The organism is Labrys sp. 22185 (genome assembly GCF_052045555.1).
GTDB lineage: Bacteria > Pseudomonadota > Alphaproteobacteria > Rhizobiales > Labraceae > Labrys > Labrys neptuniae.
Genome location: NZ_JBQEPH010000003.1, coordinates 398,174 through 416,422, shown reverse-complemented (window position 1 = coordinate 416,422; position 18,249 = coordinate 398,174). Strand labels below are relative to the sequence as shown.

General features: G+C 62.7%; 17 protein-coding genes. 6 read left to right on the top strand and 11 right to left on the bottom strand.

The window, feature by feature from the left end:
• Window positions 1-6 precede the first annotated feature (6 nt).
• A complete protein-coding gene (locus ACTJKX_RS09360; RefSeq protein WP_440725090.1) occupies window positions 7-1,545 on the top strand; it encodes an FGGY-family carbohydrate kinase in 1,539 nt (512 codons plus the stop codon).
• Window positions 1,546-1,937: 392 nt separating this feature from the next.
• Here ACTJKX_RS09360 and ACTJKX_RS09355 read toward each other — a convergent pair whose 3' ends face one another.
• From ACTJKX_RS09355 to ACTJKX_RS09315, 9 genes are all read right to left on the bottom strand, one after another.
• On the bottom strand, window positions 1,938-3,095 hold the full coding sequence (locus ACTJKX_RS09355; protein WP_440725089.1) for a low temperature requirement protein A: 1,158 nt from the start codon (window positions 3,093-3,095) through the stop codon (window positions 1,938-1,940).
• 87 nt (window positions 3,096-3,182) lie between these two features.
• A complete protein-coding gene (locus ACTJKX_RS09350) occupies window positions 3,183-3,857 on the bottom strand; it encodes a YoaK family protein (RefSeq protein ID WP_367624807.1) in 675 nt (224 codons plus the stop codon).
• Between the two features lie 80 nt (window positions 3,858-3,937).
• The gene (locus tag ACTJKX_RS09345; protein ID WP_440725088.1) at window positions 3,938-4,624 is read right to left on the bottom strand and encodes a YoaK family protein; all 687 of its coding nucleotides are present in this window, start codon (window positions 4,622-4,624) and stop codon (window positions 3,938-3,940) included.
• An 88-nt stretch (window positions 4,625-4,712) separates the two neighbouring features.
• Entirely contained in the window at window positions 4,713-5,999 is a 1,287-nt protein-coding gene (locus ACTJKX_RS09340) for an alginate export family protein (protein WP_440725087.1), read from the bottom strand.
• A 202-nt stretch (window positions 6,000-6,201) separates the two neighbouring features.
• Entirely contained in the window at window positions 6,202-6,594 is a 393-nt protein-coding gene (locus ACTJKX_RS09335; protein WP_440725086.1) for a DoxX family protein, read from the bottom strand.
• A gap of 82 nt (window positions 6,595-6,676) precedes the next feature.
• The gene (locus ACTJKX_RS09330; RefSeq protein ID WP_440725085.1) at window positions 6,677-8,662 is read right to left on the bottom strand and encodes an amidohydrolase; all 1,986 of its coding nucleotides are present in this window, start codon (window positions 8,660-8,662) and stop codon (window positions 6,677-6,679) included.
• Window positions 8,662-8,937 (bottom strand): XapX domain-containing protein, encoded by a 276-nt coding sequence (locus ACTJKX_RS09325; protein ID WP_394311596.1) that lies wholly within the window; start codon window positions 8,935-8,937, stop codon window positions 8,662-8,664. The genes ACTJKX_RS09330 and ACTJKX_RS09325 overlap by 1 nt, the downstream gene beginning before the upstream one ends.
• 116 nt (window positions 8,938-9,053) lie before the next feature.
• The gene (locus ACTJKX_RS09320; protein ID WP_394311595.1) at window positions 9,054-9,749 is read right to left on the bottom strand and encodes a hydrolase; all 696 of its coding nucleotides are present in this window, start codon (window positions 9,747-9,749) and stop codon (window positions 9,054-9,056) included.
• Between the two features lie 67 nt (window positions 9,750-9,816).
• Window positions 9,817-10,452, bottom strand: coding sequence for an alpha/beta hydrolase (locus ACTJKX_RS09315; RefSeq protein ID WP_440725084.1), 636 nt, complete (start codon window positions 10,450-10,452; stop codon window positions 9,817-9,819).
• A 361-nt stretch (window positions 10,453-10,813) separates the two neighbouring features.
• Here ACTJKX_RS09315 and ACTJKX_RS09310 point away from each other — a divergent pair, with 361 nt between their 5' ends.
• Both ACTJKX_RS09310 and ACTJKX_RS09305 read left to right on the top strand, forming a co-directional pair.
• Window positions 10,814-11,752 carry a LysR substrate-binding domain-containing protein gene (locus ACTJKX_RS09310; protein WP_440725083.1) on the top strand — a complete coding sequence of 313 codons (939 nt, stop codon included), beginning with the start codon at window positions 10,814-10,816 and terminating at the stop codon, window positions 11,750-11,752.
• A gap of 182 nt (window positions 11,753-11,934) precedes the next feature.
• Window positions 11,935-12,693, top strand: coding sequence for an IclR family transcriptional regulator domain-containing protein (locus ACTJKX_RS09305; RefSeq protein WP_440725167.1), 759 nt, complete (start codon window positions 11,935-11,937; stop codon window positions 12,691-12,693).
• Between the two features lie 24 nt (window positions 12,694-12,717).
• Here ACTJKX_RS09305 and ACTJKX_RS09300 read toward each other — a convergent pair whose 3' ends face one another.
• Window positions 12,718-13,563, bottom strand: a complete 846-nt coding sequence (locus ACTJKX_RS09300; RefSeq protein ID WP_440725082.1) for a helix-turn-helix domain-containing protein — start codon at window positions 13,561-13,563, stop codon at window positions 12,718-12,720.
• Between the two features lie 329 nt (window positions 13,564-13,892).
• Here ACTJKX_RS09300 and ACTJKX_RS09295 point away from each other — a divergent pair, with 329 nt between their 5' ends.
• Genes ACTJKX_RS09295 through ACTJKX_RS09285 form a run of 3 tightly spaced genes read left to right on the top strand, consistent with a single transcriptional unit; the run spans window position 13,893 to window position 16,832 of the window.
• The gene (locus tag ACTJKX_RS09295) at window positions 13,893-15,578 is read left to right on the top strand and encodes an FAD-dependent oxidoreductase (RefSeq protein WP_440725081.1); all 1,686 of its coding nucleotides are present in this window, start codon (window positions 13,893-13,895) and stop codon (window positions 15,576-15,578) included.
• A gap of 25 nt (window positions 15,579-15,603) precedes the next feature.
• The gene (locus tag ACTJKX_RS09290; protein ID WP_311937178.1) at window positions 15,604-16,065 is read left to right on the top strand and encodes a nuclear transport factor 2 family protein; all 462 of its coding nucleotides are present in this window, start codon (window positions 15,604-15,606) and stop codon (window positions 16,063-16,065) included.
• Between the two features lie 47 nt (window positions 16,066-16,112).
• Entirely contained in the window at window positions 16,113-16,832 is a 720-nt protein-coding gene (locus ACTJKX_RS09285) for an SDR family NAD(P)-dependent oxidoreductase (protein WP_440725080.1), read from the top strand.
• Between the two features lie 543 nt (window positions 16,833-17,375).
• Here the strand turns inward: ACTJKX_RS09285 and ACTJKX_RS09280 are convergent.
• On the bottom strand, window positions 17,376-18,176 hold the full coding sequence (locus ACTJKX_RS09280; protein ID WP_440725166.1) for an intradiol ring-cleavage dioxygenase: 801 nt from the start codon (window positions 18,174-18,176) through the stop codon (window positions 17,376-17,378).
• Window positions 18,177-18,249 lie beyond the last annotated feature (73 nt).

The following is an 18,249-nucleotide window of genomic DNA, read 5'->3' as shown; positions in this document are numbered from 1 at the left end:
GACGCCATGGCAAAGGCCGTGATCGGCATCGATATCGGCACGACCGGCACCAAGACCGGCATCTACGACGAGACCGGAAAGCTGCTGGGCTCGGCTTTCGAAGAGTCGGTCCTGATCTATCCCAAGCCAGGATGGGTGGAGCAGCGGCCCGACGATATCGAAGGCTCCGTCCATCGAACCATTCGCGCAGCGATGGAAGCTGGTGGGGTGAACCCCTCCGATGTCGTGGCGATCGCCCTCGATGGCCAGATGGGCGGCGTATGCACCGTCGACGACGACTGGAATGCCCCGACGCATTACGATTCCTGGCTCGACAATCGTTGTGCCGCCTATCTGCCCCGGTTGAAGAAGCGCGGCATGGAGATCCTGCAGGCCTCCGGCTGCACACCCTCCTATAATCACGGGCCGAAGATCCTCTATTGGAAACACGAGTTCCCCGAGGCCTGGGAACGCATCCGCGCCTTTGTGCAGCCTGCTGCCTATGTCGCCGGGCGCCTGGCTGGTCTCAAGGGCAAGGATGCCTTCATCGACAGGACCTATCTCAACTTCTCGACTTTCGCCGACACGGCCAACTGTCGATGGAATGAGGATCTGCTCGCCGATTTCGGCCTCGACACGGCCAAGCTTCCCCGCATCGTCGAGCCTTGGGAAGTGGTGGGCAGGCTGACGCATGCGGCAGCCGAGGCAACCGGTCTCATGCAGGGGACGCCGATTGCGGCCGGATGCGGCGATCAGGCTGCGAATGTGCTCGGGGGCGGCATCGTCGATCCCGGCATGATCTACGATGCTTCCGGCACGGCCTCGGTGTTCTCGATCGTGCTCGATAGCTTTGCCACCGATACCACCCATCAGGCCCTGATGACCTGTCCCCACGTCGTGCCCGGGCTCTACTACGCCATGGCCTATGTCGCCGGCGGCGGGCTCAATCTGCGCTGGTTCCGCGATGCCATCTGCGACGCGGAGAAGCCGCAATGGGAGAATGAGGGGCGCAACCCCTATGACGAACTTGGCCGCCTGGCCGAGTCCGCGCCGCCCGGTGCGGACAAGCTGATCTTCCTGCCGCATCTCGGGGGGCGCAATACGCCCAACAATACGGATATGCGTGGTGCCTTCGTCGGCCTGACCTGGCGCCACGGAAAGGCGCACATGGTTCGTTCGATCATGGAAAGCATCGGCTATGAATATCTGCTCTACCTGCGCTCGGTGAAGGCGGTTGCGCCCGATCTCGTGCCGAGGCGGGTCACGAGTATTGGCGGAGGAGCCCGCAGCCAGACCTTTCGGCAGATCAAGGCCGACATCCTGGGCCTGGATTACGGGCGTCTCGATCGCGACGAGTTCGGAACGCTCGGCAGTGCCATCGTAGCCGGCAAGGCGGTCGGCTTGTTCAGCGACATGGCCGATACAGCCCGCCGGTTCGTAAGGGAAGAGGGGGAACCGACCCGTCCAGACCCTGGGCGGACGGAACTTTATCGAAGCTATGCGAAGTTCTATGCCGACATGCTGGACGAGTCTGCCGGCTTTTTCGGCAGGCTTTCGGCGATATGACCCGCGGTTGGTGGATCGGCCCAGATGCTCCAGGTGCTCCAGGCATGGAAACCGCGGAGCTGGATGCGCAGGCAGCGGCACATCGCCTGCCTTGGTGATCTGCGCGCTGCGCCCCGCTTGAAATCGTCGCTGAAATGTCCAGGTGCCAGCATGGCCTCCTTGCCTCAAAATGAGGGAAGAAGTCATCCACAGACCTATAGCATCGGACTCGATTTAGAAATCGAGTCCGATGCTATAGGTCATTGTTTTCGCGTCGCTTTTTTGAAAACCGGCGTCCCCTTTTCGGCACGATGCTCTAGATCCTTCGGTTGCCTTTCGCAGGTCGTTGCTCGCTACCGCGCGATGACGGCACGTTTGTGCTTCCCATGGAATATTCATCCGTCGAGGCCGATTCAGTCATGTCCTTCGGTCTTCTTGGCATTGCGGGGGCCAAGGCGTTGCCGGCAGACGACTGCCAGCACAAGGAGCGCGGCGATGACTTCCGCCGGGTGGGGAGCGAGTGCGGCGCTCGCCAGGATCAGGGCGGCTGAGACGACAAGAAGCCATTGCGAGGCGCCATGATGGATTGCGCGGTCACGCACCAGCCAAAGCGACCCGAGATAGAGCGCAATCGGAATGGCGATGGCGAAGGAAGCGATTTGCGCAGGAACCTCGACGCGTTTGGTAGCGAGAGCCAGGAAGACTGCAAAACCTGCCGCTGTCGCAGCACCGGCCGCGAAGAGCACGTAGTGGCCATAGGCCCAGACCAGGACGGAGCCGAGGTTGCGGCGAAGCAACTGCTCCTTTCGGTCGAAATAGAGGCCCCACATGGAAAATGCGATGACGGAGCACAGGCCGGCCAGCCGGAAATGTCCGAAGTCCGGCATCCCGGAATCCGCGATGATTTTCGCAACCGCGGCGAAGCATTCGCCGAGAATGATGATATTGAACATATTGTAGCGATCGACGATGTGACCGTGGTGCCAACTGGTGGTGGTCTGCCGCTCCGCGAACGCCGGCACCGCAAGTTCGCCAAGAACACCCAGCACGAACAAAAGCGGATATATGGAGCCCTGCGGCGGAAGGATGACGATCACCATCACCCAATAGAGCTGCATCGTGCCGATCCCCGCTGCATAGCGCAGGGCCATCGAGCGGGCTGTTCGATCGCCATTGGCGGCCCCCAGCCATAATATGATCATGCCGACCCGCATGATGACAAAGCCGGCGAGTGCAAGCCAGATCGGCTGATCGCTGTAGGTGATCTGGATCCCGGCGGCCAGCACCAGCGATCCGAACATGATGATCATCGTCAGGACGCGAAACGCGGTCGACTTGTTGTCATAGGCTGAAGCGAACCACGTGTAATTGGCCCAGGCCAGCCAGGCCATGAAGAAGCTGCCCGCAAACCGGACGGCGCCCGCGGCAATATGGCCGCCGCCGACTTCCTGCGCCAGGCCGTGGGCCGCGGCAGCAACGGCCACGGCGGTCGCCAGGTCGAACATCAGTTCCAGCGAGGTCGAGCTGCGGTTCGCCTCATGTTGATCGCGGGGGGTGAGCCGAAAGATCATCGCCGGAAATGCCAAGGGGCGCCCGTCGCGCAGATAGAGGACCTCGCGACCGAGGCGAGGGGCGGCCCGATGAGACGGCCCATTGTGTCAGCTCGGCTTCTGGCCATTCTGCGGCGCATAGAAAAACCCGATCAGGAACAGCAGAAGCGTCGGTAGGAGCATCCCCGCGACACCGACAGTTTTTTGAGCAAAAGCGCCCGCGCCACATCCCGCGACAAAGCCGATGACGAGGATGATCGAGGTCAGCGACTGGGCCCATTCTTCCGGGCGCTCCTTGTAGCCGATGAGCCGGCGCGTGCCTGCGACCGCCAAGCCGGCGATATTGCCGGTCATCAACGAGAATGGCGGCCCGAGCCGGGGATCGAGGCGCTCGATCGCCGTCAGCATGCCCATCGCAACGACAGCAAAAAGCGCGCAGGCCGAGTCAGGGCCGGTCTGGGTGATCGCAAGAACCGCCGAAATCGCGAACGCACAGGCCGCGGTGACGATCGTACAGGACGTGGCGCGACCCAGTGGCCGGATCCAGGCGACCAGGATCGCCGCAAGGCCGGCGCCCAGCATGAAGAGCGGAAAGGTCAAGAGCTGCAGCCCATGCAGGCCGCCTTTCTCATGCCCGATCAGGCCCAGTCCGAGGAGGATGACATTGCCGGTGACCAGGCCGACGAAGAGCCCGCCCAGATGAATGAAGAACAACGCATCCGCGAAGCCGGAAATGAACGCCAGAATAAGTGAATTGCCTTTGCTGCGAAGTGTTTTCAGCATGTTCTGCCATCACCCCTTTCTTTTTTGAGATGCGGCCCGGCGGGATCGGGACGCGCATTCCCTATCGATACAGATGGGCGTCAGGCGATATCCGGCTCTGGATCGAGGTGGATCGAGAGCACGGTCGCGAGCGCGATGAATGGCGGGAGGAGGAAGGCGTGAAGGCCAAACAGGATGAAGATGAGCGCCGCCGCGCCACAGCCGGCTGCAAAAGCGACAATGGCCGGCACCATCTTCTTGAGTCGGCCCCGGATGTCCGAGCGCTGCTGTTGCGAAGCGCTTCCAGACAATAGGTCGGCCAGATCCAGCATGATTTGCGTGGTTGTACCCGTCATCAGCGTCGAGGGGGGAATTTTCGGCAGATGAACGCGATGAGAGGCGTTCTGAATCGCCATCGCACAGACCAAAATCATGCCGGTCAGGATGGCCCGCCAGGTGTCGCCATCTGGGAACGGCCCCCAGGCCAATGCAAGAGCCGCGGCGAGGGCGAGCAGCAGCACCTTGATGCTGAGCATGGTCTTCAAGGCGATTGAGCCCGATGCGCCGAAGCGAAGGCTGATCATCCGCGTCAGTAGGATTGTCAGGCAGAACACCGGAAGCGCGAGAAGCTTGGCGAAGGCCCCCGACGTGCCGTTCACGAGGGCGGCGCCGAACGTTACGAAGTTGCCTGTCACATGCGCTGTAAAGAGCCCCTGCAGCGCCAGGAAGCCGGCGGTATCGACATAGCCGCCGTTAAGACTGAGCAGGAATGACGTGCCCTGTTTCAATTGCTGGTTCCTTTTTTCCGGCGGCGGCGGAATATCTCCATGAGCTTATCGGAAGTGGCTTCGCGTCATCGCGGCCTTTGTTGCAAGATCAGAACGATATCGCTGCCCAGGCCGCGGCGAAGGATCCGGACTTTCCGCCCGCCTGCCGAATCCGCTTTCCGGGTGTGTAGTTTACATAGGTGCCACCGAAGGTCAGGTGTTTGGTCGGCGTCCAGGTAAGGGTCGTGGAAACTTGCTGGCCCATGTACCGGCCGGTGCCGCCAGCGGTAGCCGCGACCGGGGCAATTGCCGGTCCATAAAATGCATCGGCCGTCGCTTCCTTCCAGAGCGGATTCCAACCGACGTTCAGCACCACGTTCTTCACCACGGTCAGCGTCAGATTGGGCTGGATGTCGATGAGGTTGGCGGGGCCGACCAGATTCGCTTCGGAGAAATAGGGCAGCTTCGGGAACAGCGGATTGAAGGTCCCAAGCGTGCCGTTGCGCAGATTGTGGTCGCCACTGATCACATCGGCGTTGAGGCCGATCCGAGGAGAGAACGGCGCGTCCTGAAACGTGTAGCCAAGCTCGCCTGAGACGGTCCAGGCGCGGATGTCGGCTGTGCCGAAGCGGCCGAATTGATAGGCACCTTCCAGGTCCCAATCGAAGTTGTCGGCTTTACCGAACAGGCGCGCGCCGACCGTGTGCCGATGCTCGTCGGCGGTACCCCGTGCGAACTTTGCATCGTCGCGGTCGAGGCCGAAGTAGTAGAGATCGACCTTCAGAGCGGGGATGCCGGGAACGGGACTCGTGGCATAGACGCCCCAGAAGGCCTGGCTGGTGTCCGATTTGTCGTCGAACACGCCGGAGAGCAGCGAAACCGGGCGCACGAGGAAGGCGTCGATACGTGTGTCCGGCGACGCTATCCAGGCGGCGCGGACACCATCGAAGGCGCGACGGATGTTGGGGCTCTCGCGCACGGAGACGAGGCGCGAAGAGCCGAAGCTCATCTCCTGCCGCCCGGCCCGGACCATAAAACTTCCAGCAGCTGACGGAAGCGTCAACTCGCCATAGCCTTGCATGAGATCGAAGCGATCAAACTGCGTTGCCGGAGCCGTTCCGTTCCAGGAAGGGGCCAGCCCGCTGCCCAATTGGACAAAGGTTCTCAGGTAAGGCCCGAAATGAATGTCCGCCGAGAGCAAAGAGCGGATGAGCAGGACGTCATTGTGTTCGGGCTTTGCCAAGCCGAAGACCGGGTGGTTCGAGGACTCTCCGCGAAGCCGCAACTGTCCCCCGAAATCGACATAGACGCTGCCATCCGAGGAGAGCGGGATGTTCTTCAGCGCGTCGAAGGGATCCTTGTCGGCCACGCCATTGGAATTGGTCTCCTGCGCCATTGCGGCGCCGCCAAATATCAGGCCGCACAGGGCAAGTGCAACACAAGATAGACGCGCCATGGGCAACTTCCTTTCTTTTGGCGTAAGGAGCCGAGTGGTCGATCAAGGCGTACGGCTGGATCGGTTGGGACTGCGCCTGCACGCGCGGCCCGCATGTGCGCTGGGCTGGCGGTCAGGCGAATCTGCTGGAGCTGCAGCCGGCCTAACGCCGCCCGTCACGTACTGTGTCTTTCGTCCTGGTCAGGTCGTCGATGGCCACGAGAACAAATCCACCGATGAGGCCGAGATGCTCGAAGAAGGCGTTCATCGCCATCATTCGTCCCTGGCCGGCCGGAATTTCCCAGAAGCGCAGGGCGACGAGCGTCGCGATCAGCGTGAACCCTGCCAAAGCCAGGGCCGCGAGCCAGCGCCAGAGACCGAACAGCACCATCGCACTGGCCACGAGTTCGAAGGCGATCACCGTCACCGCGAATGGCGGTGCCGGCGACAGTCCGAAATGCGCCATCTCCGCGATCGCGCCTTCGAAATCTAGGATCTTGGTGACAGAGCCCTGGATGTAGGCCGCGCAGAGGCCGAGACAGGCAAGACTTCGCATGGTGGCCGATCCGAAGACCGGACGCGCGGCCGTGGCCAACCTCGCCACGACGGTCGTTGGAGCGTTCGATGAAGAGGCCACGTCACACCGCCCAGCAGGAGCATCCGAGTGCTCCCCAGAAGCTCTTGAGGTCGGAGATCGGTAGCTTCGATCCCCAGGCGCTGGCATGGTCGTGACCATGCACGCCGCAGGATGATTGGCACCCGCACGAGGCGATCGCCATGCGCTGCAGCGAATTCTTGCCCGCACCCTCCGGGTCACCCCAGGCCGCATAGCCCTTGAAGCTGCGTACCGGCGACCAGTCCGGCATTGCCGGCGGGACCGGGTTCTCGTCGAGCTTGGAGAAATCCCCGGCGCCGTAGACGATCTTGCCGCCCACCATCGTCAGGTCCGAGGTGAGGAAGGAGATTTCGTCGTCGGGGCAGGTGAAGAAGTCCTTGCTGGGCACGCATGCGTCCGCGAACTGGCCCTTCTCGATCCGCCCCCGCTTGCCTTCGTCGTTGGAGAACCAGGTGACGTTTTCGGTCCACATCCGCAGGGCGGTCTCGCGATCGAGGCAATTGCGTTGCGGATAGAGGCGCAGGCCGCCGACCGTCTTGCCGGTGATCATCCAGTTGAGCGAGACCCAGGGATTGTAGGAGGCAACGCGTGTCGCGTCCGTACCCGCCGAGACCTTCACGCCCTTTTCGAGCATGCGGGCGACCGGCGGCGTCGCCTCGGCCGCGCCGGCACCATAGCGCTCGACGAAATACTCGCCCTGATAGGCCATGCGATGCTGGACGGCGATGCCGCCGCCAAGTGCCGAGATGCGATCGATGGACTTTTCCGAAATCGTCTCGGCGTGGTCGAAGAACCAGTTCAAGCCCTGGAGCGGGATATCCCTGTTGACCTTCTCGAACACGTCGAGCGAGCGCGAGATCGTCTCGTCATAGGTCGCATGCAGACGCCAGGGCCAGCGGTTCTGCGCCAGCACGCGCACGACCTCCTCGAGTTCGCCCTCCATCTCCGGCGGCATGTCGGGCCGTGGCTGGCGGAAGTCCTCGAAATCCGCTGCCGAGAACACCAGCATTTCGCCGGCGCCGTTGTGGCGGAAATAGTCGTCGCCCTGCTTGTATTTGACCGAGGAGGTCCAGTTGAGGAAGTCTTCCTTTTCCTGCTTCGGCTTCTGGGTGAACAGATTGTAGGCGAGACGGACGGTCAGCTGGTTGTCGTCCGAGAGCTTCTGGATGACGGCATAGTCTTCCGGATAGTTCTGGAATCCGCCGCCGGCGTCGATGGCGCCGGTCACGCCGAGGCGGTTGAGCTCGCGCATGAAGTGGCGGGTGGAATTGACCTGATAGTCGAAGGGGAGCTTTGGGCCCTTGGCCAGCGTCGCATAGAGAATGGCGGCGTTCGGCTTGGCGAGCAGGAGACCGGTCGGATTGCCGTTGGCGTCGCGCGTGATTTCGCCGCCGGGTGGTTCGGGCGTGTCCCTGGTATAGCCGACCGCGCGCACCGCCGCTGCATTGAGCAGGGCGCGATCATAGAGATGCAGCAGGAAGACCGGCGTGTCGGGCGCTGCGGCGTTGATCTCCTCGATCGTCGGCAGGCGCTTTTCAGCGAATTGATGCTCGGTGAAGCCGCCGACGACACGGACCCATTGCGGAGCGGGGGTCACCGCGACCTGGCGCTTCAGCATGTCCATCGCGTCGGCAAGCGAGCGAACGCCATCCCAGCGCAGCTCCATGTTGAAGTTCAGCCCGCCACGGATGATGTGGAGATGGTTGTCGATCAGGCCGGGCAGCAGGCGCCGGCCCTTGAGGTCGATTTTCCTGGTCTTGTCGTCCGCAAGTGCGAGTACTTCCTTGTCGCTGCCCACGGCGAGGAACTTGCCATCCTTGATGGCGACGGCACTCGCGACCGGGTTTGTCCGATCAAGCGTGGTGATCTTGGCGTTGTGGATGACGGTATCGGCATTCATCGCGGCATCTCCGTTTGAATTGCTGTCGCCGGCGCGGGCCCGCGAGACGATCGTCGGGAGTGCGAGGCCGGATACCCCGCCGAGAAAGGCGCGACGGGTGGTCTTCATCAGGTCTTTTCCTTCGATGTTTCTGAGGCCTGCGTGATGTGGCGGCCCGGCAGCTGGCCGAAGACATGGGTGACGGCATGACTCTTGTCGCAGGCGGAGGCGAAGGCCTTGCCTGAGATCAACTGCTTGCCGACCGGGATGATCTGTTCACCAACCAGAATGCCCAGGAGGCCAACGAGCGCGACGACCGGAGGCGCGGGCGAGCGGACATCCAGAAGGCTGTAGATCAAACCGACCAACAGGCCGGCGCCCAAAGAGACGAGATAGAGTTTCATCAGATAGCTTCCCTGAGACCGGAGCCGTGCGTGAGCCTATGGGCGACGGCGCGGGGCGCGCTCCGTCGCCCATGACCCTCCGACCCTTCCGGATTGCAGCGGGGAGGGCGGGTGGTTCAGGCCTGCTTTGCGGGATTGGGGCCGATGCGCTCGCCGTGCTTCACGCGCTCGGGCGCCTTGTGCACCATGGTGTAGGCGTAATCGACGCCCATGCCGTAGGCACCGGAATGCTCCCTCACGATGTTCATCACCGCGTCATAGGTGTCCCTGCGCGCCCAGTCGCGCTGCCATTCCAGCAGGACCTGCTGCCAGGTCACCGGCACCACGCCCGCCTGGACCAGGCGATCCATGGCGTATTTCTGGGCATCGGCGGAGGTGGCGCCGGAGGCGTCAGCAACCATGTAGATCTCATAGTCGGTGTCACGCATGCAGGAGAGCGCGAAGGTCATGTTGCAGACCTCGGTCCACAGGCCGGAGCAGACGATCTTCTTGCGGCCATCCTGAGCGTTCTTCGCCAGGGCATCACGAACGTTTTGGTCGTCCCACGAGTTCATCGACGTACGCTCGAGGAGCTGGTTCTCGGGAAATACGGCGAGGAGTTCGGGAAAGGTATTACCGGAAAAGGCCTCGGTCTCGACCGTCGTGATCGTGGCCGGAACCTTGAACGCCTTGGCGGCCTTGGCCAGGCCGACGACATTGTTCTTCAGCACTTGCCGGTCGATCGATTGCACGCCGAACGCCATTTGCGGCTGCTGATCGATGAAAATGACCTGGCTGTTTTGAGGCGTCAGAACTTCGTGAAGTTTGCTCATGTCTAGTCTCCGTTAAAAGCTCGGGATGGGTTGGCCGGCTGCGCGTCGCGCGCCATGAACCGCGGGATCAGTGCGCCGCGACGAGGGCGGACAAGAGCGCACGGACCTGATCGACTTCGTCGTCGTTGATCTCGTGCCCCATGCCCGGATAGATCCTCTCGACGACTTGGCCGCCGAGGGCCGACAACACGCGGCTGCTTTCACGCACCCGTTCAACAGGGATGTGCGGGTCGATGTCGGAGCAGCCCAGAAAGACGGGCGTATCCGCGAGCGAGCCGGCATAGTCCCGAGGCGTCCTGTCCGGGCCGATGAGGCCGGCGCTCAGACCGATGACGGCGCCGTAGCGGTGTGCGTTGCGGGCCGCGAACTCCAGCGCCAGGCAACCGCCTTGGGAAAAGCCGAGCAGCGCGATCCGGGCCAGGTCCAGCTTCTTGCCCTGCAGCCATGAGACGGCATTGCCGACCTCGGCGAGAGAACTGGAGAGATGGGGTTCGTTGCGATCGAGCGCGGCCAGGAATGAGTACGGATACCAGGTGCCGCCCGGCGCCTGCGGCGCAAAATAGGCGATATCGGGCTGCTCGAAGATATCGGCCAGACCGAACATGCTCTCGGCGGCGGCGCCGCGCCCATGCAGGAGAATGACAGCCGCTTTGGCCTTGTCCAGCGAGGCCCCCGTCGTTGCAATGGAGTAGTTTTTGCTCATGTTTCTCTCCATCCATCAAACGAAGTGGCTACGCGTGCGGAAACAGCCGTTATTCGCGGCTGGTCGCGTTCGACGAGATGATTGTCGGTATGTCGTTTGCGGAAGAAAGTTCAGATCGGTCGGCGCAATACGTAACCGTTACTTGAGATCAGCAGAAATCATACTTCTGATCCCAAGCGTATGTGCCGCGGCGCCTTGCGAATGCAATCTTCATCTCATGCAATGGACGATAGTTTCGTTCCGATGCATTGACAATATCAAATCGTATGGCGTATTTGTCCACGATATGGCGACAAGCTGACGGGCGTTGACCGAGCGCCGATGGTTTGCGCGGCCGGTGCGGCAACCTGCGGAGGCACGCTTGGACAAACTGACCAATATGAAGGCGTTCACGAGGGTCGTGAACCATGGCAGCTTCAGCGAAGCGGCGAGAGAGTTGCGCCTTTCCCGATCCGCCGTCAGCAAATATGTCATCGATCTCGAGATCGAGCTCGGTGTGCAATTGCTTAATCGCACCACGCAGAGCGCGGCACCAACCGAAGTCGGGATGCGTTATTACGAGCGCTGCCTGGCCATCCTCGCCGAGATCGAAGACGCAGAAACCTCGCTATCGCAGTTTCAGGTCGAGGCTCGGGGGCTGTTGCGTGTCAATGCGCCGATGTCGTTCGGGACGATGTTTCTGGGACGGTTGATCGGCCAGTTCATGGCCCGGCATCCCGACCTCCAGATCCAGCTGGTCCTGAGCGATCAGCAATTGGATACGGTGCAGGAAGGCTTCGACGTCACGATCCGCTTGACGGATTCGCCGCCGCCCAATCTCGTGAGCCATGAAATCGCGTCGGCGCCGCGGATCATATGTGCATCCCCGGCCTATCTGGAAGAGAGGGGCATTCCTCGGCATCCAAGGGACCTGCGAGACCACGCTGGCCTGCACTATGGCTATCTCGAAACCGGTGCGCAGTGGAAGCTCACCGGCAAGGACGGTGACCACTGGGTTCCGGTGTCGTGGTGCCTGTGCAGCAACAACGGGGAAGTGCTGCGCGACATCGCCGTCGAAGGGCGCGGCATTGCGCTCCTTCCCAGCTTTATCGTCGACTCCTGCTTGCGCGACGGCACCCTCAGGGAGGTGTTGTCGGATTATCATGCGCCTGAAATGTCGATCCACGCGATGTTTCCGCCGACGCGCTACCTGCCGTACAAGCTCAGGGTCTTCATCGATTTCCTCATGAAATCCCTCTCCGACGGTTTCAACTTGCCAACAGGCATCACGCCCGAGCAAGGGCGTAGCGAGCATCCCTGATTGCCGGGCGCGCACTCACTGCGATTGCCTGTTCTCCGTTCGCCCGGTTCCGATGGCGCATAGGGCGCGCCGTCATCGCGCATTCGTTCCTGTCCCCTGCATTGCATCCTCACCAATTTTGCTCGCCTGGTGCGATAGCCGAGTATACGTTCGATATTCGAACGAGGGTGCCTATGACGAAAATGGAGAAGGATGGCGACATGATGGGGGGCTTCGCCAAGGGGCTCTCGGTCATCGAAGCTTTCGACGAAGACCATGAAGCCCTTTCGATCGCCGATGTCAGCCGCCTGACCGGACTCGACAGGGCAACGGCGCGTCGCTGCCTTCTTACCCTGCTCAAGGGGGGCTATGCCAGCACGGATGGCCGCTTGTTCGCCTTGACGCCGCGCGTGCTGCGCCTGGGCTATGCCTATCTTTCCGCCGCGCCATTGCCAAGGCGCCTGCAGCCCTTCCTCGAAAGGCTATCCGAAACCACGCAGGAAAGCGCTTCCGCCGCCATCATGGACGGGAGCGACGTAATCTATGTCGCGCGTGCTGCCCAAAAGCGGGTGATGTCTGTCGCCCTCAATATCGGCAGCCGCTTGCCGGCCTATTGTTCATCCATGGGCCGGGTCCTGCTCGCCGCCCTGCCACCCGAAGAAGCGCGGGCCTTGCTCGAGGGCAGCGAACGGCCGGCGATGACGCCAAGGACACTGACCGATGTCGACGATCTCATGGCCGAGCTCGGAAAAGTACGCCGGTGCGGCTACGCCCTCGTGGACCAGGAGCTCGAACTCGGCCTGCGCTCGATCGCCGTGCCGATCGTCACGACGGGCGGGCGGGTTGTCGCGGCCCTGAACACCGGCGCCCAGGCCGCCCGGGCCTCCACTGCGCGCCTGAAGGCGGAAGTCCTGCCGCTCCTGCTCGATGTGCAGGCGCAATTGCGGCAGGCGTTGGCCTGACTGGCGCGGCAGCAAGTCCCGTGTTCACGTTCGCGCGCGTTCGCGCCATGCCAGCGGCGTCAGCCCCAGCCGCCGGCTGAAGGCACTCGTCATGTGCTGCTGGGAGGCAAAGCCGCAACTGGCGGCGATCTCCCGCAGTGGCGCCGAGGTTGCGGTGAGCTGATGTTGCGCGATCTGCACGCGCCGTTCCAGGACGAACTGGTGCAGGGGCAGGCCGGCTTTGCGCTGGAAGCGACGCCGCAATGTGATCACCGGCAGGTCGAGCAGATCGGACAGTTCGGCCAGGCTCAGCCGTTCGGCGATATTGGCATCGATATGCTCGCGAAGACGGGCATATTCGCGGTCCGAAAGCGGGCCACATGCCGTCCTGCTGGCAAATGCGCGCAGCGAGCGGAAGACATCCACCAGGGCAAGTTGCGAAACGGCCTCCACGGCGATGCTGTCGGGCTGCGACGAGGCATTGAACAGGGTGCGCGCATAGGCCACCAGGCCGGCAATCGATGGGGAGGCGATGTTGTCGATGCTGGTGGGGATGGGGGCGAGGCGATAGTCCGCGCCCAGCAGTTTGTGCTGGAGTTCGGGCGCAAAGCGGAAGGCGGCAAAGCCCGCGGACACGGCGCTGGCCTCGACCGCCACGCGGCCGCCGGCGGGATGGAAGGCGGCCGTCAGGGCATCGAAACGCATCGCGGATGGGCTGCGCCCGTCATAGCCCGTCTTCGCCTCGATCGCGCCGAGCAGGAGGCAGACGACATCGGCGTCGTTCTCGAATTCCAGCCGATAGGGCTTGGCTGACTCCAGATGCCAGAGCGCACATTCGGCTTGGGCGCTGCCGGTGTTCATCGTGGCGGCGAGGCATTGCGGGGTGTCCATGGCGTCCCCCATCCGGCGTGCCTTCGCGAGGCGCGCCTGCGTTTCGAGCGTTTCCCGGCAGCCATCCGATCTTGATGCCGGACCGGCTACATTCAAACGCGCGGATACTGCCAGGAAATTGCGCTGGGTGCAATATTCGCACCTTCGTGCGATATTCGCACATCTGTCTTTTCGTTGACCTGATCAGTTTTTGTAACGCCCCGATCGTGAAAGACGCCGGCGCCCGATTTCCGGCAGCCTGTACGCAACGGTCGAGCGGCTTATCCGCGACAGACCTCGATGTTCGGCGGCCCAGCGCTTCAAGCGGGCCGGGAGAGGGGAGGACGCGCATGACTGCATCCATGAAACTGCCGGCCCGTGCCAGCGCCAAGCCGGTGACCGCGGCCGATTTCGATATCGAAACCGATATCGTGGTGGTCGGCGGCGGTGCCGGTGGGCTCGCTTCCGCGCTCTTTGCGCGCTGGGAGGGCAATGAGGTCGTCCTGCTCGAGAAAGCGCAGGAACTCGGTGGCACCACGCGCAAGGCGGCCTTCTGGTACTGGGTGCCCAACAACAAGGCGATGCAGGCACTCGGCATTGCCGATCCCAAGCCGGATTGCATCCGCTACATGGCCCGGCTGGCGCGGCCCGAGCGCTATGTCGCCGATCACCCGACCTTCGGCCTCGACCCATGGGACTATGCCATGTGCGAGGCCTTCTACGACAACGCCTCGACGGCAACCGAGCTCCTGGCCGAGAAAGGGGCGCTCGAATATCGCCATTGTCCCGATGTTCCGGACTATTGGGCCGAATTCGGCGAGGACAAGGCGCCGAAAGGCCGGGTGCTGCTGCCCAAGGGCGCCAAGGACAGCATGTCCGACGGCGGCGAGGTCGCGATCCGCACGATGTCCGCTGCAGCCAGGCGCGACGGCATCGAGATCCGCACGGGCATGCGGGTCCAGCGCCTCACCCGAGGCGATGACGGAGCGGTGAACGGCGTGCAGGCAACCGACATCGACGGGCGCCTGACCACCGTGAGGGCTCGCAAGGCCGTGATCTTCGCCAGCGGGGGTTTTACCCATGATGCCGAGATGCGGCGCAATTTCCTCGCCGCCCCGGTTTTCGGCGGCTGCGCCGCCATTTCCAACGAGGGCGATTTCGTCCGGATCGGCGCGGCGGCGGGCGGGCAGTTGCGCAACATGAACTATGCCTGGATGTGCCCGATCGTGCTGGAAAAGGCGCTCAATCGTGATCCTGGCCTGATCGGCACCTTCTCGCCCTCGGGAGACTCGATGATCTATGTCGACCGGCAGGGCCGGCGGGTCACCAATGAGAAGCTTGCCTACAACGAATCCGCGCAGGCCTTCTTCCAATGGGATGCCGCCAAGGGCGAATATCCCAATCTCGTACTGTTCGCGATCTGGGACCAGCGCAGCCAGGATCATAGCGCCAGCGACGAATATGGCCGCTTCATCGTGCCGCCCGGCGCCGACGATGCCCATGTCGTCAAGGCCGATACGCTGGAAGGGCTCTCAGCCGGCATCGCCGAGCGCCTGGCCCGGTACGCCGACAATATTGGCGGCCTTGGCCTCTCCGCGGATTTCGCTGCGAGCCTCGGCGCCACCATCGACCGCTTCAACGGCTTTGCCGAGAGCGGCAGGGATCTCGACTTCCGGCGTGGGGAGCGGCCGGTCGAGCAGCTCTTCAACGGTCCGGTGGCCGAGCCGGCCGGCAAGAACCCGACCATGTATCCGATTGCCAAATCGGGTCCGTTCTATGCGGCGCTGCTGAGCGGCGGCAATCTCGATACCAAGGGTGGGCCGAAGACCTCGCCGCAGGGGCAGGTACTCGACGACGAGGACCAGCCGATCCCCGGCCTCTACGGCGTCGGCAATTGCGTCGCCTCGGCCTCGGCGCGGGCCTATTGGGCCGGCGGCGGCACGCTCGGCCCCATCCTCGCCTATGCCTATCTCGCCGCAAGGAGGGCCCATCTCGAGCCCGTCAAGACGGCGGCGGGCAAGATCGCGGCCGAATGAAGCTTCGACAAGGGAGAAAACGCCGATGGCCCTGACCCGGCAGACCATGACCGACGAGCAGCGCAAATCCGTCGCCCTCGAATATCTCAAGGCCTTCGACAAGGCCGGCGTGACTTCGGATGGCGGCTCCATCCTCGACCTCTTCGCCGAGGACGCGCAGGTCTATTTCCCCAAATGGGGCCTCGCCGACGGCAAGGAGGCAATCGGACGCCTGTTCGGCGATGTCGGCGGCACGCTGAAGAGCATCGTCCACCACTATGCCGCCTTCAACTGGGTATTTTCGGGCGGCGATGTCATCGTCTGCGAGGGCACCAGCCATGGCGAGCACAAGGACGGTCCCTGGCGAGCCGGCGTGCCCGATTGGGGTGCGGGGCGCTGGTGCGACGTCTTCGAGATCCGCGACTGGAAGATCCAGCGCTGCTTCATCTATCTCGATCCCGATTACGCCGGGAAGGACAGTGCCCGCTACCCCTGGCTTGGCCGATAGCGTCGGACCATTTTTGGACTTAACGATCAAATTTAGGAGGAAGGGTCATGCGGCTCAAGGACAAGGTCGCCCTGGTTTCGGGGGCAGCCCGCGGCATGGGCTATGAGATTGCCGAGCTCTTCGCCCGCGAGGGCGCAATCACCTATGCCGGCGACATCGCCGGCCCCGATCACCCGCACGCCGCCGGCGTGGAAAACGTGCGCCTCGATGTCAGCCGCGAGGAAGATTGGGCCGGCACCGTCGAGACGATCCTCGCCAGGCACGGCCGGATTGACGTCCTGGTCAACAATGCCGGCATCATCGCCTATGAGCCCTTGGACGAACTCGATCTTGCCGCCTGGCAGCGTGTCATCGCCGTCAACCAGACGGGAGTGTTTCTCGGCATGCGCGCGGTGGTGCCGGCCATGCGCCGGCAGAAAAGTGGGTCGATCGTGAACTTCTCCTCGATCTGGGGCAATGCCGCCCTCGGTGGGGCCCATGCCTATCACGCCACCAAGGGCGCTGTGCGCAACATGACCAAGAATGCGGCGATGAGCTATGTCGCCGACGGCATCAGGGTGAATTCCGTTCACCCGGGTTTCATCGACACGCCACTCACCCAGGCGCAGGCCTCCGACATCAATGCCTTCGTCATCGCCTCTACCCCGATGAAGCGGGCCGGCAAGCCGATCGAGGTGGCGAACGGCGTGCTGTTCCTCGCCAGCGACGAAGCGAGCTACATGACCGGGGCGGAACTGGTGATCGATGGCGGCTATCTCGCCCAATAGTCCGCTCTGACAGGCGGCCGATCCCGTGCCGATCCAGACCTTTAGCTAACAAAGATCGAAAGCAGAGCGCGTTCAGTCATGAGCGCGCTCTTTCCTTTCATGCCGATGGCATTGATGCCTGACCGATCAAGCACTGTCATTGCAAAACGATGCAGTGACGCCTGGATCAAACATCGTAGCCGTTGGCGATAAACGTTTGTTTTGTATATGATTCTACTCGAAGAAGCTGCGCGGGGTGGTTGCTCACTCCGTCAAGGTCGGCACTGCCCCTCACCCTTACCCTCTCCCCGCAAGAGGCGGGGCGAGGGGGACTTCAGCCGCTTGTTTCATTCCTAAAACGGTCATCTCGCCCACCGATCGAGCAAGATGACGGCCCCGAGGTGGATCGCGACGCTTGCCGCCCCGTCGCCCCGCCTCTTGCGGGGAGAGGGTAAGGGTGAGGGGCGGCACCACGTAAGCAATTATGGCACGGGCAGTGGCTTGCGATCGGAAGGGGCGAGCAATATACCCGTGCGGCTTTTTGCTCCCTTCGATCCATCCTCCTCAGGTTCCGGCCGTGTCGGGCGCCATGATGAAGTCGAAAGGTGAGCGCCACAGCGTCTTTTCGCCTTCGAGCCTGTCGAACGGTGCGATCAGCGATTTCTTCACGCCGAATACGGCATCGGATTCGAGATATTCATCGCCGCCCACGAAGGTATGGGTGACGATTGTCTTGAACCCGGGTGCCGTTACCAGATAGTGCATATGCGCTGGGCGGTAGGGATGGCGCCCTACTGCCGCCAGCATCTTGCCGACCGGGCCATCGTCCGGGATCGGATAGGAAACCGGCTTGATGCCGATAAAGCTGTATTTGCCGTCCGGCCCGGTGATGAAGATGCCGCGATTATTGCCTTTGGGTTGAATGCCGGGCTGCTGCACATCGTAATAGCCGTCGGCATTGTCGGACCAGACATCGACGCGCGCTCCCTCGATGGGGTTGCCCTCCAGATCCAGCACGCGGCCCTCGAACAGGCAGCTCTCGCCCTTGCCGTCGAGCGTGATGGTCGCCCCCATCTCGCGTATGGGGGCATCGGCGACATGGAACGGCCCGTAGACCGTATTCTCGGTGGCGCCCGAGGGGCGGCGATTGTTGATGGTGTCGACCAGCATGGACAGGCCGAGCGTATCGGACAGCAGGATGAATTCCTGCCGCTCGCCCGAACAGATCTGTCCCGTGCGGGTGAGGAAATCGATGCCGAAATTCCACTCCTCCTGCGTCAGCTCGACCTCCTTGGCGAAGGCGTGCAGGTGCTTGACGAGGGCTGACATCACTATGGCGAGACGCGGGTCGATATCCCCACCCATGCGGCCGTTGACCGTTTCGATGGAATGGTCTTCGGAAAAATAGCTCACGGCTTACCTCGTTCGGGCTTGCGAT

Excerpts from the sequence above, each read along its gene's own strand:
- ACTJKX_RS09355 (WP_440725089.1), bottom strand. The coding sequence starts at position 3,095 with ATGATCTTTCGGCTCACCCCCCGCGATCAACATGAGGCGAACCGCAGC.
- ACTJKX_RS09285 (WP_440725080.1), top strand. The coding sequence starts at position 16,113 with ATGCGGCTCAAGGACAAGGTCGCCCTGGTTTCGGGGGCAGCCCGCGGC.
- ACTJKX_RS09315 (WP_440725084.1), bottom strand. The coding sequence starts at position 10,452 with ATGAGCAAAAACTACTCCATTGCAACGACGGGGGCCTCGCTGGACAAG.
- ACTJKX_RS09320 (WP_394311595.1), bottom strand. The coding sequence starts at position 9,749 with ATGAGCAAACTTCACGAAGTTCTGACGCCTCAAAACAGCCAGGTCATT.
- ACTJKX_RS09340 (WP_440725087.1), bottom strand. The coding sequence starts at position 5,999 with ATGGCGCAGGAGACCAATTCCAATGGCGTGGCCGACAAGGATCCCTTC.
- ACTJKX_RS09305 (WP_440725167.1), top strand. The coding sequence starts at position 11,935 with ATGGAGAAGGATGGCGACATGATGGGGGGCTTCGCCAAGGGGCTCTCG.
- ACTJKX_RS09350 (WP_367624807.1), bottom strand. The coding sequence starts at position 3,857 with ATGCTGAAAACACTTCGCAGCAAAGGCAATTCACTTATTCTGGCGTTC.
- ACTJKX_RS09300 (WP_440725082.1), bottom strand. The coding sequence starts at position 13,563 with ATGGACACCCCGCAATGCCTCGCCGCCACGATGAACACCGGCAGCGCC.
- ACTJKX_RS09360 (WP_440725090.1), top strand. The coding sequence starts at position 7 with ATGGCAAAGGCCGTGATCGGCATCGATATCGGCACGACCGGCACCAAG.
- ACTJKX_RS09290 (WP_311937178.1), top strand. The coding sequence starts at position 15,604 with ATGGCCCTGACCCGGCAGACCATGACCGACGAGCAGCGCAAATCCGTC.
- ACTJKX_RS09335 (WP_440725086.1), bottom strand. The coding sequence starts at position 6,594 with ATGCGAAGTCTTGCCTGTCTCGGCCTCTGCGCGGCCTACATCCAGGGC.
- ACTJKX_RS09330 (WP_440725085.1), bottom strand. The coding sequence starts at position 8,662 with ATGAAGACCACCCGTCGCGCCTTTCTCGGCGGGGTATCCGGCCTCGCA.
- ACTJKX_RS09295 (WP_440725081.1), top strand. The coding sequence starts at position 13,893 with ATGACTGCATCCATGAAACTGCCGGCCCGTGCCAGCGCCAAGCCGGTG.
- ACTJKX_RS09325 (WP_394311596.1), bottom strand. The coding sequence starts at position 8,937 with ATGAAACTCTATCTCGTCTCTTTGGGCGCCGGCCTGTTGGTCGGTTTG.
- ACTJKX_RS09280 (WP_440725166.1), bottom strand. The coding sequence starts at position 18,176 with ATGGGTGGGGATATCGACCCGCGTCTCGCCATAGTGATGTCAGCCCTC.